At 41.1% G+C, this 16,454-nt stretch carries 14 protein-coding genes and 6 tRNA genes; 15 read left to right on the top strand and 5 right to left on the bottom strand.

Going from position 1 to position 16,454, the window contains the following annotated elements; all coding sequences use genetic code 11:
• The first annotated feature begins 22 nt into the window (after positions 1 to 22).
• The 14 genes from QTN47_RS07890 to QTN47_RS07825 all read left to right on the top strand — a co-directional run bounded on the left by QTN47_RS07890 (position 23) and on the right by QTN47_RS07825 (position 8,875).
• The gene (locus QTN47_RS07890; RefSeq protein WP_369328800.1) at positions 23 to 919 is read left to right on the top strand and encodes a tyrosine-type recombinase/integrase; all 897 of its coding nucleotides are present in this window, start codon (positions 23 to 25) and stop codon (positions 917 to 919) included.
• A 207-nt stretch (positions 920 to 1,126) separates the two neighbouring features.
• Entirely contained in the window at positions 1,127 to 1,423 is a 297-nt protein-coding gene (locus tag QTN47_RS07885; RefSeq protein WP_369328799.1) for an HPF/RaiA family ribosome-associated protein, read from the top strand.
• Between the two features lie 64 nt (positions 1,424 to 1,487).
• The gene (locus QTN47_RS07880; protein WP_369328798.1) at positions 1,488 to 1,748 is read left to right on the top strand and encodes a hypothetical protein; all 261 of its coding nucleotides are present in this window, start codon (positions 1,488 to 1,490) and stop codon (positions 1,746 to 1,748) included.
• A gap of 131 nt (positions 1,749 to 1,879) precedes the next feature.
• Positions 1,880 to 1,952: transfer RNA gene (locus QTN47_RS07875), tRNA-Thr, on the top strand.
• A gap of 67 nt (positions 1,953 to 2,019) precedes the next feature.
• A tRNA-Tyr gene (locus QTN47_RS07870) sits at positions 2,020 to 2,102 on the top strand.
• Positions 2,103 to 2,218: 116 nt separating this feature from the next.
• Positions 2,219 to 2,291, top strand: a tRNA-Gly gene (locus QTN47_RS07865).
• Positions 2,292 to 2,367: 76 nt separating this feature from the next.
• Positions 2,368 to 2,439 (top strand) — tRNA-Thr (locus QTN47_RS07860).
• A 190-nt stretch (positions 2,440 to 2,629) separates the two neighbouring features.
• Positions 2,630 to 3,817, top strand: a complete 1,188-nt coding sequence (gene tuf / locus QTN47_RS07855) for an elongation factor Tu (RefSeq protein ID WP_369328797.1) — start codon at positions 2,630 to 2,632, stop codon at positions 3,815 to 3,817.
• 118 nt (positions 3,818 to 3,935) lie between these two features.
• Positions 3,936 to 4,006 (top strand) — tRNA-Trp (locus tag QTN47_RS07850).
• Between the two features lie 104 nt (positions 4,007 to 4,110).
• Positions 4,111 to 4,305, top strand: a complete 195-nt coding sequence (gene secE / locus QTN47_RS07845; protein ID WP_369328796.1) for a preprotein translocase subunit SecE — start codon at positions 4,111 to 4,113, stop codon at positions 4,303 to 4,305.
• A gap of 5 nt (positions 4,306 to 4,310) precedes the next feature.
• A complete protein-coding gene (nusG, locus tag QTN47_RS07840; protein ID WP_369328795.1) occupies positions 4,311 to 4,892 on the top strand; it encodes a transcription termination/antitermination protein NusG in 582 nt (193 codons plus the stop codon).
• 405 nt (positions 4,893 to 5,297) lie between these two features.
• Positions 5,298 to 6,110 (top strand): purine-nucleoside phosphorylase, encoded by an 813-nt coding sequence (locus QTN47_RS07835; protein ID WP_369328794.1) that lies wholly within the window; start codon positions 5,298 to 5,300, stop codon positions 6,108 to 6,110.
• Between the two features lie 223 nt (positions 6,111 to 6,333).
• The gene (locus tag QTN47_RS07830) at positions 6,334 to 8,370 is read left to right on the top strand and encodes a putative porin (RefSeq protein ID WP_369328793.1); all 2,037 of its coding nucleotides are present in this window, start codon (positions 6,334 to 6,336) and stop codon (positions 8,368 to 8,370) included.
• A 31-nt stretch (positions 8,371 to 8,401) separates the two neighbouring features.
• Entirely contained in the window at positions 8,402 to 8,875 is a 474-nt protein-coding gene (locus tag QTN47_RS07825) for a TlpA family protein disulfide reductase (protein ID WP_369328792.1), read from the top strand.
• 457 nt (positions 8,876 to 9,332) lie between these two features.
• Here QTN47_RS07825 and QTN47_RS07820 read toward each other — a convergent pair whose 3' ends face one another.
• The 4 genes from QTN47_RS07820 to QTN47_RS07805 all read right to left on the bottom strand — a co-directional run bounded on the left by QTN47_RS07820 (position 9,333) and on the right by QTN47_RS07805 (position 14,552).
• Entirely contained in the window at positions 9,333 to 11,639 is a 2,307-nt protein-coding gene (locus tag QTN47_RS07820; protein WP_369328791.1) for a T9SS-dependent choice-of-anchor J family protein, read from the bottom strand.
• Positions 11,640 to 11,725: 86 nt separating this feature from the next.
• On the bottom strand, positions 11,726 to 13,303 hold the full coding sequence (locus tag QTN47_RS07815; RefSeq protein ID WP_369328790.1) for a NupC/NupG family nucleoside CNT transporter: 1,578 nt from the start codon (positions 13,301 to 13,303) through the stop codon (positions 11,726 to 11,728).
• A gap of 133 nt (positions 13,304 to 13,436) precedes the next feature.
• Positions 13,437 to 14,084 carry a leucyl/phenylalanyl-tRNA--protein transferase gene (aat, locus tag QTN47_RS07810; RefSeq protein WP_369328789.1) on the bottom strand — a complete coding sequence of 216 codons (648 nt, stop codon included), beginning with the start codon at positions 14,082 to 14,084 and terminating at the stop codon, positions 13,437 to 13,439.
• 120 nt (positions 14,085 to 14,204) lie between these two features.
• Entirely contained in the window at positions 14,205 to 14,552 is a 348-nt protein-coding gene (locus QTN47_RS07805) for an ATP-dependent Clp protease adaptor ClpS (RefSeq protein ID WP_369328788.1), read from the bottom strand.
• Positions 14,553 to 14,631: 79 nt separating this feature from the next.
• Between QTN47_RS07805 and QTN47_RS07800 the strand changes: the two genes are divergently transcribed.
• A complete protein-coding gene (locus QTN47_RS07800; RefSeq protein WP_369328787.1) occupies positions 14,632 to 15,996 on the top strand; it encodes an NAD-dependent succinate-semialdehyde dehydrogenase in 1,365 nt (454 codons plus the stop codon).
• Positions 15,997 to 16,167: 171 nt separating this feature from the next.
• Here QTN47_RS07800 and QTN47_RS07795 read toward each other — a convergent pair.
• Positions 16,168 to 16,242 (bottom strand) — tRNA-Val (locus tag QTN47_RS07795).
• Positions 16,243 to 16,454: the final 212 nt, after the last annotated feature.

Below are 16,454 nucleotides of genomic sequence, written 5' to 3'. Positions count from 1 at the left end.
ATAACTTTATGGCTAATTTGTTATGTACAATAGCCAATACCCGCAAATACAGCCTTTTCTTCAATACCTGCAATTTGAGAAGCGATATTCTCAACACACCATTATTTCCTATCAGTTAGATCTCGATCAATTTGCTGCTTTTTTGGTAAGCCAGTTTGAAGCACCTTCTATTAAACAGGTTTCCTCTGTAATGATCCGTTCCTGGATGGGAGAGTTGAAGGAGGAGGGGTTATCGGCTAAAACCATTAACAGGAAGATCTCCACGCTCAAATCTTTTTTTAAATACCTGCAGAAACAGGGCGAAATATTGCAAACACCGCTGGCTACTGTAATCACGCCCAAGATCAGCAAACGCCTGCCGTCATTTGTTGCAGAAGAAGATATAGATACGCTTATTCGCTATGTAGAATTTCCCGATACATGGAGTGGCAGAACGGACCGTTTAATCCTCCTGCTTTTCTACAATACGGGCATGCGTTTAAGTGAATTGATCCAATTAAAAGAAAGCCAGTTGGATCCGTCTTACAGCCAGGTAAAAGTGCTTGGTAAAGGGAACAAGGAGCGCATAATTCCAGTACAATCTGAATTGATAAAAGAACTTGCACTTTATACACGGGAAAAACCTGAAAGGGTAGAAGGAGTGACCAATATTTTTGTAAGTGAAAGAGGTAAACCCCTGTATCCGAAATATGTATATAACCTGGTGAAGAAATACCTGGGTGCAGTAACAACCATCCAAAAGAAAAGCCCACACGTCCTACGTCATACTTTTGCCACTCATTTAATGAATAACGGAGCGGACCTTAATGCAGTTAAAGAATTGCTTGGCCATAGCAGTCTTGCTGCTACTCAGGTATATACCCATAATACCATTGAGAAACTAAAAGAGGCTTATCGTAAAGCGCACCCCAAGGCCTAATGTGCCATTTATACTTACCATTGTTCGTGTTTGAAGCAGGAAACAACCACTGATTTTATTAGCGATTTTTTAAGGAATTATTGCCACAAAAAATGAGGGTAAAATTTGATAATATATGCTGTTTATATTACCTTCATTTCATCCGATATTTAATGAAAAGATAATCGTAGTTCTTTAAAATATTGTTTCACATAAAAAATATGTACTATGAACGTTAACATCCAAACTGTGCACTTTGATGCAGATGTAAAGCTTGTGGATTATGTAAGCAAAAAATTGCAAAAAATTTCTACGTTTCATGACAGGATCATCAAAGTGGACGTTTTCTTAAAGCTGGATAATGTAGTACACACAATTAAAGACAAGATCGCGGAGATTAAAGTTCATGTTCCCCGTCAACAATTCTTCGTAAAAGCATCTTCCAAATCATTCGAAGAATCTTTTGATTGTGCATTAGAATCACTTGTAAACCAAATAAAACGCAAAAAAGAAAAAGCATTTTAAATTAAATCACTGAATTACAAGGGCCTGATTAATTTCAGGCCCTTTTTTTGTTATATGTGCGGCTATGAAAATGACGTACCTCCTTGTGCCTCTGCTTTTTCTGCTGGCTTGCAACACAAAAGGCAAAAAAGAAACAGTTAATGCTGAGATAACAGAGCGGCAAATGCTCGATAACGGCAAACTGATGTTGACTTATACCTATAATTACAATTCTTTGAAGTTCATAGCAAAGAAGGAAGTAGAGAACAAACCGATACATTCGGATATTTTACGGGTTAGTTTCTCAACTAAAAATCCGCTGAAAAGCAATGCGGAATTGCCTTAAAGAAAGTTTTATTTTTGCGTTGCGGCAGACGTAAAAAAAAGTTTGAAAATTTCTTGAACAAAATTTTGCAAAATGAACTTTTCTCTTACCTTTGCCATCCCGAAAAACACGGGTAGTTCTCTGATAAACAGGCCACTTTAGCTCAGCTGGTAGAGCAACTGATTTGTAATCAGTAGGTCGTTGGTTCGATTCCGACAAGTGGCTCAGTATATGTGCGATTTGCTGCAAGTAGAGTTCAAATCTTAGTGCAAACATTTCCTGCATAAACGACGGGCAGGTGGCCGAGTGGTTAAAGGCGACAGACTGTAAATCTGTTCTCTCCGGAGTACACAGGTTCGAACCCTGTCCTGCCCACACACAATTCTTTGAAGGCCTGATTTGTCAGGCTTTCAAAGAATTTTTTCAGATGTAGTTCTTTAAATAAAAATGTGTTGATTCGTTAACAAATCAAATGCATTTTTACATTAAACGCGGAAGTAGCTCAATTGGTAGAGCGATAGCCTTCCAAGCTATAGGTTGCGGGTTCGACCCTCGTCTTCCGCTCTTTTTAGTTTGGTGTATATGTTTGTATTTGATACCAGATGCAAGACACCCAACTATAAACTACTAACTGAGAAAAGCCGTTGTAGCTCAGTGGTAGAGCACTTCCTTGGTAAGGAAGAGGTCGTGAGTTCAATTCTCATCAACGGCTCTGTCTTCAAGAACTTAAAATTTATTTTTTTGTTTTTGGAGGCATGTCTGGTAAAGAACAAAAGCAATTGTTTGTTTGTTTCAGACAAGTGAAGAAAGAAGAAGGTAATGTAATCATTACATAAGAACACGAAAGCTTTGGAATTATTCAGGGCTCTAATTTTTAAAACCACAATTTAAAACCGATAAAGATGTCTAAAGAGACCTTTAAGAGGGAGAAACCTCACGTAAACATTGGAACCATTGGTCACGTAGACCACGGTAAAACAACTCTTACCGCTGCCATTACTTCTATTTTGTCACAAAAAGGTTTGGCACAAGCGAAAAAGTATGATGAAATTGATGGTGCGCCCGAAGAAAAAGAACGTGGTATTACCATTAACACTGCTCACGTAGAATATCAAACTGCTAATCGTCACTATGCTCACGTTGACTGTCCTGGTCACGCTGACTATGTGAAAAACATGATTACAGGTGCTGCGCAGATGGATGGTGCTATCCTTGTAGTTGCTGCTACTGATGGTCCTATGCCTCAAACAAAAGAACACATCCTTCTTGCTCGTCAGGTAGGCGTTCCTCGTATTGTGGTATTTATGAATAAAGTTGATCTGGTTGACGATCCTGAATTGTTGGAACTGGTTGAAATGGAAATCCGTGATCTGTTAAGCTCTTACGGTTTTGATGGTGATAACACTCCAATCATTAAAGGTTCTGCAACCGGTGCATTGGCTGGTGATGAAAAATGGGTTAAAGCTATCGATGAATTAATGGATGCTGTTGACTCTTATATTCCTCTGCCTCCTCGTCCAATCGATCTTCCTTTCTTGATGAGCGTTGAAGACGTATTCTCTATCACTGGTCGTGGTACTGTTGCTACAGGTCGTATCGAGCGTGGTATCATCAAAGTTGGTGAAGCTGTCGAGATCGTAGGTCTGATGGAAGAAGCTAAAGCTTCTACTGTTACCGGTGTTGAAATGTTCAAAAAATTATTGGACGAAGGTCAGGCTGGTGACAACGCAGGTTTACTGTTACGCGGTATTGAAAAGAAAGATATCCGTCGTGGTATGGTAATCTGTAAGCCAAAATCTATCACTCCGCACACAGACTTCAAAGGTGAAGTTTATGTACTGAGCAAAGAAGAAGGTGGCCGTCACACTCCGTTCTTTAACAAATACCGTCCTCAGTTCTACTTCAGAACTACTGACGTAACTGGTGAGTGTATGCTTCCAGAAGGAACTGAAATGGTTATGCCTGGTGATAACATCAACCTTTCTGTAAAATTGATCCAGCCTATCGCGATGGAAAAAGGTCTTAAATTCGCGATCCGCGAAGGTGGCCGTACAGTAGGTGCTGGTCAGGTTACTGAGATCTTGAAATAAGCTGGCAGCCTTTAAGCTTTAGCTTTGGCTACAAGCTTTGCAAAAGAATAAACAAATTATCTTTGCAATATTATCTAAAAGCTGTCCTGCGGTTAAGCCGGATAGCTTTTAGATTTCTACGGGCATAGTTCAATGGTAGAATAGCGGTCTCCAAAACCGTTGATCTGGGTTCGAATCCTAGTGCCCGTGCAAAAGAAAAGTAAACTTGGAAATTGAAAATGCTCAAGAGTATTTTCAATTTTTGTTTTATCTTTCGGGACTTTTTTGATAAGGAAAACATTCAAAGCGCTGTAATGAATAAAGTATCAACATACATCAGAGAATCATATCATGAGTTGCTTGATAAAGTGACCTGGCCAACATGGGCGCAATTGCAGCAAAGCACTGTAATAGTACTCGTTGCAACTGTTTTAATAACAGCGATGGTATGGATTATGGACTTTGCCAGCAATTCATTGCTGAAATTCGTTTACCAACTTTTCAAGTAAAATAAATGGCTGAAGAAAAAGAGCAACAGGCAGAAAGTAAGTGGTACGTGCTGCGGGTGGTGAGCGGAAAAGAACGCAAGGTTAAAGAGCAGCTTGACAAAGAAGTATCACGCAACGGCTGGACGGATTCCATTAAGCAGGTTTTTCTTCCAATGGAAAAGGTGTATAAAGTGCAGAACGGTAAAAAAGTAATGCGCGAAAAAAACTATTTTCCCGGTTATGTTATGTTGGAGGTTGCTGAAGGTAAACTGAATGATGAAATGATTCATTATATCAGCAACATCAGTAACATCATGCATTTCTTAACGGATGGTAAAGGCTCAAAAGGTAACATCATCTCCTTAAGAAAAGCCGAAGTAAACAAAATGCTCGGTAAGGTTGATGAGATGAATGATCAGGGAGTTACCATGAGCGAACCGTTTATTGTTGGTGAAACTATCAAGATCATCGAAGGACCTTTCAACGACTTCAACGGTGTAATTGAAGAAGTGAATGATGAAAAGAAGAAATTAAAGGTAACTGTTAAGATCTTTGGACGTTCCACACCTGTCGAGTTAAACTACATGCAGGTAGAAAAACTAAGCTAATACAACAAGAAAGTAATAGAGAGCCATCCGATTCGGGTGGCTTTTTTTTTGAACCACGGAGACAGAGGTACCGGGAACCACGGAGACAGGGCGGCACGGAGAAACACAGACTTTTTTTTGCCCCGTCCGATCCGGCACGGGCGGGCACAAAGGCGCCAAGGCTCAAAGGAGCACAAAGGAAAGAAAAGATTAGTTCGACAGTTTCAGTATGATCTTGCAAACGTAAATGTATAACGTACAACTTATCACCAGTTTTAAGCTTTGGACTTTAAGCTTTAAGCTCGTCAAAAAAAGTACGACGTATAACGCACAACTTACAACCAGTTCTAAGCTTTGAGCTTTAGGCTTTCAGCTTCTCCTTACTGCTTTCTCTGTATATTTGCCCACTTTAATAAAATTACTTCTATGTCATTAGTAATGCAGCAGTTAAAAGAAACAGCGGCCTATATCCAGTCAAAATACCAGGCTATCCCGGAAATTGGAATTGTCCTCGGAAGTGGCTTGGGAAATCTTATCAGTGAAATATCTGTGGAAAAGGAAATCGCTTATGCTGAACTGCCGCATTTCCCCGTTAGTACGGTTGAGGGACATCACGGAAAATTGATCCTGGGAGAACTGAACGGCAAGAAAGTAATTGTAATGGCGGGAAGATTTCATTACTATGAAGGATACACTTCTCAACAGGTTTCTTTCCCTATCAGGGTCATGAAAATGCTTGGTGTGCACACCCTGCTGTTATCCAATGCTGCCGGAAGTGTTAATCCTGCTTATAAAGTTGGCGATCTGATGATCATTAAAGATCATATCAGCTTTTTTACAGCCAACCCTTTAATCGGAAAAAATGAAGATGAGATAGGAACAAGATTCCCGGATATGAGTGAACCTTATAGCCGCGAATTAATTGAGAAGGCGAAGACCGCCGGCAAGCAGTTAGGCTTTCATTTACATGAAGGTGTATATACTGCTGTAACCGGACCAACATTTGAAACCAGGGCTGAATATAAGTTGATAAAAATCGCCGGCGGAGATGTTGTGGGCATGAGTACCGTTCAGGAAGTAATAGTGGCGGTTCATGCGGGAATGAAAGTGTTTGCTGTTAGCGTGGTAACTGATATTGGAATTCGCGAAGATGATAATATTATCACGCACGAAGAAGTGCTGGCTGCTGCAAAAGAAGCCGAGCCGAAGTTGACAGCGCTGTTTAAGGCACTCGTGTAAATAAGGTGAAGATAATTGACAATTGAAAAGGGATAATTGACAATGATTGCAACGAAAAAACTCGAGAATTTCAATGTCACTTTCTCTGTCTATAGACATTTAAAGCAGCTTAAACGTACAACGTATAACTTACAACGTATTACTTAGCGGCTTTGAGCTTTGAAACCAACCTTTAAGCTTTTATTTGAATTGTTTGCGTTTAGTTTGTAAATCATTATACTGCATGTACAATAGAAAAGGTATTTTATTTCTTTTTATGTTGATCGCTTTTGCATTTTCATTCAAAAGCGTGCATGCACAGCAGCCCACACTAACCTTACCGGGAGCAAACCAATCTCAGGTTACTTACGACAACCAGGGACGGCCCATTAAGCGGAGCAAAGATTCATTAACACTGAAACATCGCGATCAGTTTGAAGATTCCATTACCATCAATTTCAAATATTTTGACTCATCACGCATTCACCGGTTGGATTCATCAATAAGCGATTTCAGGGCGAAGTATCCTTTGCCTTACACGTATAATGATCTTGGTAACTATGGTACGGCGGCTTATTCTTTACTGTTTAAGCCATATATGAAGCCTGGCTTTGATCCGGGATTTCATTCTTTCGATATTTATCAATTTACGCTTGAGGGAACGCGTTTCTTTCAAACGACAAGGCCATATACAGAGCTGGCATATTTGTTAGGAAGCAAGTCCGAGCAAATGATCAACTTGCTGCATACGCAAAACCGGCAGAGCAACTTCAATTTTGCTTTTGAATACAGGTTTCTGAATGCGCCGGGCACTTACCGTAGTCAGAATACAAGCCACAATAACATACGGTTTAACAGCTTCTATCAAACAAGCAATAAACGCTACGGCATCTATTTCATATTTATCAGCAATAACCTGAAATCTTCTGAAAACGGTGGCGTCATTGACGAGAAAAAGCTGGATAGTTTGCAATTAGGCGACCCGTATGAGCTGCAAACCCGAATAGGCAATGGAAACGGAACATCAAGAAATTTCTTTAATACAAACATTGTTACAGGAACCCAGTATAAGAACAATACCATTTTCTTCAGGCATTACTATGATCTGGGTAAAAAAGATTCGCTGGTTACAGATTCTATTACCTACAAACTATTTTATCCGAGGCTAAGATTACAGCACACGTTCAGCTATACAAACGCGCAATATATCTTCCAGGATTATCTTCCCGTTCCGGCCAGCTATGTCGCCTTCTTCAATTATTATAACGCATCAGACTCCGTAAGATTCAAGGATACGTGGAAGAACATGACCAACGAGCTCAGCATTCTTACGTTCCCGGAAAAAAATAATCTCAACCAATTTTTGAAACTTGGCATTGTGTTTCAGAGTCTGAAGGGGCAGTTCGATACGATCCGTGATGCGAGCCTCAGTAATATCTACGTAACAGGGGAATATCGCAACAGAACAAGAAATCAAAAATGGGATGTGCTGGCCAATGCCCAGTTTTATGTCGGAGGGAATTATATTGGAGACTATTCAGCATACATTAGTCTTAGCCGCTCATTAGGTAAAAAGGTAGGAACGCTTGAAGCGGGTTTTCAAAACGTGAACAGGACGCCTTCTTATATCTATAATAATCCAACTACATTCCCGGTTATAATGGGGAAGGATTTCAATAAAGAGAATACCACACGAATATTTGCAAACCTTTATCTGCCAACGCTACAGTTAAAACTTACGGGTAATTATTACATCGTTAGTAACTACTCTTATTTTGATAACTTTTTTGAGCCAAAGCAGGAATCTACGTTGTTTAATATTCTGCAATTAGGCGGTGAAAAGAAATTCAGGCTTAGCAGATTGTTCAATTGGTACACAGAGCTATACCTTCAGCAGCCAGCCGGCAATCCGCCGGTTAATCTACCGAATGTTTTAACCAGGAACAGGATAGCATTGGAAGGCAATTTTTATAAAAACCTCTTCCTTTCTACCGGCTTCGAGGTGAGGTATTACACGCCATTTAAGCCCGCTAACTATTCACCTTTTGTCGGGCAGTTCTTCTATCAAAATGAGTATAAAACGGCGAACAGGCCCGACATCGATGTCTTCCTGAATTTCAGAATAAAAAGTTTTAAAGCATTTATACGTCTGGAGAACCTTAATGCGTTAAATCTGCAGGGATCAAATGTTGGCTTTACGCATCCCAACTTCTCGGTAGATCATTATCCCGGAAAAGGATTGTGGTTTAGATTTGGATTCTGGTGGAGTTTTGTAAATTAAATTGGTTAATGACTTTATTAAAACAATTATAGTGAAAAAAGCGCTTTTCGTAACAGTTTTTCTGGCAGCAGCATTCCTTCTGCAGGCACAACCAAAAACAGGTACTTCTGTACCGGAAATACAATTGAAAGATTCAAAAGGGAATCTGGTAAAACTCTCTTCACTTAAGGATAAAGTGATCTTAATTGATTTTTGGGCAAGCTGGTGCGGACCATGCAGAAGAAGCATTCCGCATTTGCAGACTTTGTATAGCAAATACAAGGAAAAAGGTTTCGAGATCTATGGTATTTCAGTTGATAACAATGCCAACGCCTGGAAGCGCGCCGTAGTGGAAAATAACATTAAATGGATACAGGTTAATGATCCGCAAGGTGAGGTTGCCGGTCCATGGCAGGTTACCTACATTCCCAACACCTATCTCATTAATAAGAAAGGAAAAATTGTTGCCATAGATGCTCCTGAAAATGCGCTGGATGACATGGTTGGGAAATTGCTCGCAGAGTAACGTGATTGTCAATGGTGAATGGTCATTAAGAAAAAGTGAAGAGTGAATGGTGAATGGTGAAAGGTGCAGGCGGCGTGGGTTTTTCTTTTACAGCTCTAAAAATATAAACGAGAGACCGTTAAAGTCTCTCGTTTTTGTTATTGGTTTCAGTTAATCAGGAATAAATGCTATACCTGATTAGGAGAATACCAGGTATCCATTGAATGGGCTATCTATCTTGCCAATGACAGGTCTAGAAAAGAGTTATTACGTGATTGGATTCTGGAAGATCTGACCATGATCTTCATGCAGCTCAGTGCCTGCTCCGTGACGCTCTGTGTAAGGCCTTGCCGATAATACGTTCATTCCTCATCAATCCCACAAATACAGTTCTTTCGCCGAAATTGCACACTCAACAAGCTTCTTATCAATTCACAGGCTTCACCTTTCACTATTCACCATTGACCATTCACTTCTTCTAGTATTTAATTATCTTCTGGCTCACATTCTTATCTGAATAAATCAATCGTACCACATACAATCCGGAAGCGAGGTTTGATAAGTTTACATAAATATTAGTGCTTGGTGAAGCTATATTTTGACTGTAAACCAATTGGCCTGTCGTGCTATAAACATTTATACTCTTTAGATTAACCGGGAGTACAAGGTGTTGAACCAGTACCATGCCGGTTGTGGGGTTTGGATAGACGAGATATCCATTTTGCTTAAGTAATGCCGGATAGGTCTTGGTATAAATGTTTACGTTATCAATGTAAGTATTGTTGTTGAAATTCTCGGTGTATTGGAATTTTACGCGGATTGATGCTGTATTCCCCGTAACAGAAGTAACGTTTACAGAATCAGTGCGCCACTGATTGGCGTTGGGTACAAATTCAGTCGTGACTGCGCCTTGAACGGTGACAAGATTTGTTCCCCATTTTTTGTAAACCTGCTTGTATGTGGCACCGCAATCTGTACTGATAAATACGGCCAGCGTATCAAGTGGCAATGTCTGGGAGGAAGGGTTGTTGTACGATGCACTTGCAATGTCAAACTTAATAAATACAGAGTCCACATTGCTGAAACTTACAAGCGGCGAAATGAGCGCATCTATCTTTCCTTCGCTTTCATAATTGTAGCTGTTCAGGTATGCCGAAGCAGAACCTGTTTTAGCAGCAAAGGTTGATCTATCCCAGGTAATATTATCTACAGGCGTTTGAACGATATTCCAGTTGGCAGGAGGGAAGGTAGTACCCTCAAATCCTTCTACAAGTGGCGCTGCGTTTGAAGATGAAGCCTTAAATATTGTACTTAAAGAATTGTTCGCGGTGTTCTGATCGGTTTGGCCGTTAGGAGCAGAAACCGTTACTGCTATGGTATTATTTCCTGCAACAGGTGATATGTTTGAAAAAGTTACCACCATTGACTGGGTAGTGGCAAGAGAAACATTGGTAACATTAACAGTGGCCGCTGTTGTTCCGTTCAGCGACAGCGTAGCTGTAAAAGATGTAATGGTAGCTGTACCATTATTGGTTATAGTGACTTTGGGTATCAGGCCAGAACTACATTGTGTTTCCGATGGATATTGAATAACAGCGCAATCAATCAATTCACTTCCTCCGGGATTTACAAAATTTGAAACAGCAAGATCATAGGTTGGTAATCCTGCCGGAGGATTGGCTGTATTGGATGAGCTGAAAGAGTTTCTGAAGTTATCATAAGCATATTCCATCCGCTCAACCTGCTTTAATGTAAACATGCGATAACAGGGATCTTCAGTGTAATCCATAAAGTCCTGGTATAATCTTCCGCGCGAATCTGGTGAACAACTGTCAGTTGCAACACCTGTCGGACAATCCCGGGTGTATGAGGCCATGTTAGGAGTATCTCCCACATCATTTGGTCCGTTGCCTTGTCCAGCAGGATTAAACAGTCCTGTAGGAAAATGGTCGGTTCCATCCAATTGTCTGAAATCGTCACCGCTGCATTTGGCTGCATCCTGATCATCGTCTCCCCAAATATGAAATAGTCCAAAGAAGTGACCGGTTTCATGGACCAGTGTCCTGCCCAGGCCATAAGATGAAACCGTATAACAGGGATTACTTCCAAAGCCAATATAATTCACTACAACACCCTGCATTTTATTTGGGTCCACACCGGGAAATGTACCGTATCCAAGTATTCCATCCGTATTATCACCCACCCAAACGTTGTAGTACTTCGTTGCGTCCCATGCATCAAGGCCGCCGTTCGCAGCAACCTTTATATTGTCTGTATCAGCATTCGGATCAAACTTGACAGAACTGTTTTTTCTTTCAATTCCTGAAGTTAGTTTACCTGAAGGATCGGTTCTGGCTATTTTAAACTGGATCTTGCACTCGCCGAATAACGATTTAAAACCTGCGGGGATATCTGTGGCATCTGTATTTTTTCCCGCAAAATCAGTATTTAGCAATACAAGTTGTCTCGCAACATCCGCATCAGAAACCTGCGCGGCGTCTGGTAGCACAATATGAAAAACAACCGGCACATACACGGTTGTTTTTAAGTTGTATTTTTTTTCTGCGGTTTTGCCCGAAGTGACAGTCGTGGATTGTTGACGGTTGTTAGCTGAAGTAGTAGAAGCTCGTTCAGCAGCAGTTTTTCTTTTCCATACCTCCAAATGCTCCATAGTGGCGCAACGTATCAGGGGCTTCGTGTTTCCAATAGTTTTTGCTGCTCGGTTTTGGGCATGCAATGCTGTGGTCGTTATAAAAAGCAACGCTACGGAGAGTGTTAATTTCAAGGTAATGTGTTTAATGGTGACTCTTATATTTATAACGAAAGACGCAATACTTTAATACGCCAAATTAATTAAAAATGTTGCTTTTGTTACATCAAAATTCCGGCAATTGTTGCCGAAAGATAAGATGCCAGTGTTCCGCAAATCAATGCTTTAATACCCAATTTGGCCAGATCGGTTCTTCTTTCCGGTGCCAGTTCACCAATTCCGCCGATCTGCATACCTACACTACTAAAATTAGCAAAACCGCAGATGGCTATGGTAATTATCCGCAGACCTTTTTCAGTCGCTATAAAATTGTGCTTACCCGTAAGGTTATTGAAAGCAACAAACTCATTTATGGTGAGTTTTTGTCCCAATAATGTCGCTGCATGTCCCACATCCTGTTGGGGGATCCCCATTGCCCAGGCCATCGGATAAAAGATCTTTCCAAAAATATAATCAAGACTAAGATTAAAGTTTGGATTAAAAAGATGGCCGATCTTCATCAAACCCCAGTCCAGAAAAGCAATCAATGCAATAAAGCCGATCAGCATGGCAATAACATTCATTGCAATTTTAAAGCCATCTCCTGCACCGTGTGAAATAGCATCAATCACATTTGTATAGTTGCTTTTTACTTCAAGTTTAACCCTGCCCATGGTTTGGCTTTCTTCCGTTTCTGGCATAACGATTTTTGATATCACCAATGCTCCGGGGGCGGCCATCAGGCTAGCGGTAATCAGGCTGGGAGCGAGATCCATACCTGCTGCTGCACCCATATTGGCATATACAATCAGGATGCCGCCGGCAATGCACGCGAGGCTACCGCTCATACTTGCCAATAGCTCACTTTTGGTCATGCCTTTTAAATACGGTCTTATCATTACCTGGGCTTCTACTTGTCCTACGAACGCACTGGCAACATTACTCAACGCTTCGGCTCCGCTTACACGCATCACAAAATTCATCGCGCGGGCAATCAGGGCTACCACGCGCTGCATAATTCCGAAGTGATAAAAAATAGCAACCAACACGCAAACAAGTATAATCGTTGCCGTAACACTAAATGCAAATACAAAACCTTTTATCGCATAGTCAGCATGTTCAAGCGGCGCACCGGAACTGCTTCTGAAAACCGGGTTTGCAGTATTTGGCTCGATTAACCTGATGAATCTTCCGTCCCTGGTTTTGACAGAATCTCCTCCGTTATTTGATGCTGCAACTGCTATTGTTTGTCCGTGAATTGTAGTAACCGAATCATTAATCTTGCTTTCGGGGTCGTTGATTCTTAATACGCCAATCGTTTTACCAGACGCTGTTAGCACTGAATCTTTCGGAATATGATCTATGGAAGATATTACTTCAACCTTTCCGTCTGTTGTGGCGAGTGAATCATTGTCAATCTTGCTGGCATCGCTTTGTCCAACAACATTATCTACCACAACACCGCCATAAACAAAACCTGCCCCTTGTTTGGCAAAACCCTCAATCTTCTGCATTCCTCTTCCCAGTTTCTGGAAGAAAATGGAGACAGGCTGAACCTTGAAAACAAGAACGGCAATAAGTATCTGTAAAAAGATCCCGCTTATTACAAGCCTTACATTGATCTTTTTTTTATTGTTCGAAAAAAGAAAAGCCAGTCCTAAAATAAGTGCAATTCCAATTAAACCGTGGAAACGTGCCATACGAACAGTAAAAAATGGTTTGTTAAAATGTGATGAAGATAGCCATTTTTGCTGCAAAATAAACCCTGACAGCAGTTATTGAATAGACGAAAGAAAATGTGTATGCCAATTGTTGAAAAGTAGCGTCAAAACCTTAAACGAGGTTTTTTTCAACTGTAGAAATAAAGGTTTGTCTGCTGATCATTCTGGCTCCAAGACTTTCCAGGTGTTCGGTATATACCTGGCAATCTATCAGCTTCACGCCTTCTTTTTGCAGATGTTGAACAAGCTTTATAAATGCAAATTTGCTGGCGTTGCTTTGCAGGCTGAACATACTTTCCCCAAAAAAGATCTTTCCGAGTTTTATGCCATACAGGCCGCCAACAAGCTGATCATTGTTCCATGATTCAGCGCTTAATGCAATGCCCTCTTTGTTAAGTGATGAATAAGCGCGTTCAACGTCATCATTTATCCATGATCCGTCATGGTCCTTTCGCTTAACCATGCGGCATTGATGAATTACATTTTCAAAGGCTGAATTAATAGTGAAATGGAAGGCTTCTTTCCGGAGCAAAGCTTTCATGCTCTTACTTACTTTCAATTCGTCGGGATAAAGAACAAATCTTGGATCGGGACTCCACCATAACGGAATTTCCCCGTCGTACCAGGGAAAAATGCCTTTTTTATAAGCTGCTATAATGCGTTCTTTTGAAAGATCGCCGCCCATCGCAAGCAAGCCGTCCTCAAGTGCTTCAGTTACCGGCGGAAACCATATTGAATTATCCAAAGCGTACAACGGCATAAGTAAGCTGCGATTTGAAAATGGAGTTAATCTGTTGTGCGCGAAGTTAGGAGAGTACCTGCTTTGTGCAAAATTACCCTGAAAAGCAACTTACGAATTTGTTTAGTGAAATATGAAATTTTAGATACTTACGGTAGACTCTATAGTAGCGCCAATTCCTCTTTCAGTAATGGCTTCTTTCATTGGTTTAAGGGTATCAAAATCGCCTTTTTTTACAGCATATTTTCCCTGGAAGTGAATAATATATGCACACTGTTCGGCCTGCTCCTGTGAATGTCCGCAAACTTCAATTAAAGTTTCAATTACCCATTCAAAAGTGTTTACTTCATCATTCCACACAATCAGGTTATATGGCGATTCTACTTCGGTCAGTACATCCACCAGATCTTCTTCGAAAGGTTTCGAAACAGCGTATTCAAACTTCACATTCATGCCGTAAAAGTAATAAAATACTAAAACTGCAAGCATAGTTTTTGTAATATTAACGGATTATCTAACGGAGATTTATCTGTAGATCATTTCAGTTAACATCTGTCAAGCATATTTTATGGCGACTTTTAATTCGATATTCCCTTATGATGGGGCTGTTATCGGCACCTATCCGTTGATGGACAAAAGTGATTTGGACAAAAAGCTCATCATCGCACAAAAAGTATTTCCATTTTGGGCACAACAATCATTCGAAGTTCGAGCCAGTGCTTTGAAAAACGCTGCGGAAATATTAAGACGTGACAAAGACTCCCTGTCGGGATTAATTACTATGGAAATGGGAAAGTTGCTGGAAGAGTCCAAAGCGGAAGTTGAAAAATGTGCCGTAACCTGTGATTACTTTGCTGAGCATGCCGGGGCTTTTCTAAAAGATGAATATGTGGATGCCGGGTATACAACCAGCTTTATTTCTTATGAACCGATCGGCGCAGTGATGGCCATTATGCCCTGGAATTTCCCTTTCTGGCAAGTGTTCCGTTACGCGGCCCCTACGTTAATGGCAGGAAACGTTACGTTTTTAAAGCATGCGCCAAATGTATGTGGCTGTGCTTTGGCTATAGAGAAAGTTTTCATTGAAGCTGTAGGTATGGAGGGCGTTTTTCAAAGTGTTATTATCGATACACCGTTGGTTGAATACCTGCTGGATGATGATCTTGTTCAGGCTGTGACGCTTACAGGAAGTGAAAGAGCGGGAAGCTCAGTTGCGTCGTTGGCCGGCAAGCTGATCAAGAAACAGGTGCTGGAATTAGGCGGTTCGGATGCTTTTATTGTGCTGGAAGATGCAGACATAAAGCAAGCGGCGAAAGTTGCGGTGCAAAGCAGGATGCAAAATGCTGGTCAAAGCTGTATTGCAGCCAAAAGATTTATAGTAACCGAGGCTGTTTATGATAGCTTTTTTGAAGAAATGAATTTGTTGATCGGTCAATTGAAACCGGGAAATCCGCTACAGGTGGGCGTTACCCTGGCGCCAATGGCCAGGCTTGATTTAGCGGAGACATTGGCTGGTCAGTTGAAAGAATCGGTTAGCAGGGGAGCAGTTGTTGCAACTGGCGGGCATTTTAGCGGATGTAATTTCGATGCAACCATACTAACCGGAGTTCAGCAGGAGATGCGCGCGTTTAACGAAGAAACTTTTGGACCTCTTGCCGCTATAATTAAGGTAAAAGATGAGCAGGAAGCCCTGTTGATGGCAAATAATTCCCGCTTTGGCCTGGGATCGAGTATTTGGACAACAGACATCGAAAAAGGAACAGCTTTGGCCAAACAAATTGCTGCCGGCGCAGTATTTATTAATTCAATGGTGAAATCAGATGCAAGGCTGCCTTTTGGTGGGATAAAAAAATCCGGATATGGGAGGGAACTCGGAAAACTGGGCATCCATGAGTTTGTAAATGCAAAGACGATTACGATTACAAGACCGTAAGACATGTAAGACCGTAAGACAGTAAGACAGTAAGACCGTAAGACCGTAAGACATGTAAGACAGTAAGACCATAAGACATGTAAGACAGTAAGACCGTAAGATGGCGGGAAATATCGAGACCGCCAGTTCTGACAAATAAAAAAGCCCCGCATTATTGCGAGGCTTTTTGTGTGGGAGCACACGGGTTCGAACCGCGGACCCTCTGCTTGTAAGGCAGATGCTCTAAACCAGCTGAGCTATGCTCCCTTGTTATTTGGGAGTGCAAATATAGGAGACTGGTTGAAACAGAAAAAAATATTTGCAAGAAAAATTTGAGAAAAATGTGAGAATTAGAAAAGAGCGGATCGTGGTGCTAAATAAAAAAAGCCCCGCATTATTGCGAGGCTTTTTGTGTGGGAGCACACGGGTTCGAACCGCGGACCCTCTGCTTGTAAGGCAGATGCTCTAAACCAGCTGAG

The organism is Danxiaibacter flavus, assembly GCF_041060425.1.
Classification (GTDB): domain Bacteria; phylum Bacteroidota; class Bacteroidia; order Chitinophagales; family Chitinophagaceae; genus Danxiaibacter; species Danxiaibacter flavus.
Note: the sequence above shows the minus strand (reverse complement) of the source record. Positions and strands in the feature narration are given on the sequence as shown.

Bases quoted from the DNA above. Each gene is read 5' to 3' on its own strand.
- QTN47_RS07890 (WP_369328800.1), top strand. From the start codon at position 23: ATGTACAATAGCCAATACCCGCAAATACAGCCTTTTCTTCAATACCTG.
- QTN47_RS07885 (WP_369328799.1), top strand. From the start codon at position 1,127: ATGAACGTTAACATCCAAACTGTGCACTTTGATGCAGATGTAAAGCTT.
- QTN47_RS07880 (WP_369328798.1), top strand. From the start codon at position 1,488: ATGAAAATGACGTACCTCCTTGTGCCTCTGCTTTTTCTGCTGGCTTGC.
- tuf (WP_369328797.1), top strand. From the start codon at position 2,630: ATGTCTAAAGAGACCTTTAAGAGGGAGAAACCTCACGTAAACATTGGA.
- secE (WP_369328796.1), top strand. From the start codon at position 4,111: ATGAATAAAGTATCAACATACATCAGAGAATCATATCATGAGTTGCTT.
- nusG (WP_369328795.1), top strand. From the start codon at position 4,311: ATGGCTGAAGAAAAAGAGCAACAGGCAGAAAGTAAGTGGTACGTGCTG.
- QTN47_RS07835 (WP_369328794.1), top strand. From the start codon at position 5,298: ATGTCATTAGTAATGCAGCAGTTAAAAGAAACAGCGGCCTATATCCAG.
- QTN47_RS07830 (WP_369328793.1), top strand. From the start codon at position 6,334: ATGTACAATAGAAAAGGTATTTTATTTCTTTTTATGTTGATCGCTTTT.
- QTN47_RS07815 (WP_369328790.1), bottom strand. From the start codon at position 13,303: ATGGCACGTTTCCACGGTTTAATTGGAATTGCACTTATTTTAGGACTG.
- aat (WP_369328789.1), bottom strand. From the start codon at position 14,084: ATGCCGTTGTACGCTTTGGATAATTCAATATGGTTTCCGCCGGTAACT.
- QTN47_RS07805 (WP_369328788.1), bottom strand. From the start codon at position 14,552: ATGCTTGCAGTTTTAGTATTTTATTACTTTTACGGCATGAATGTGAAG.
- QTN47_RS07800 (WP_369328787.1), top strand. From the start codon at position 14,632: ATGGCGACTTTTAATTCGATATTCCCTTATGATGGGGCTGTTATCGGC.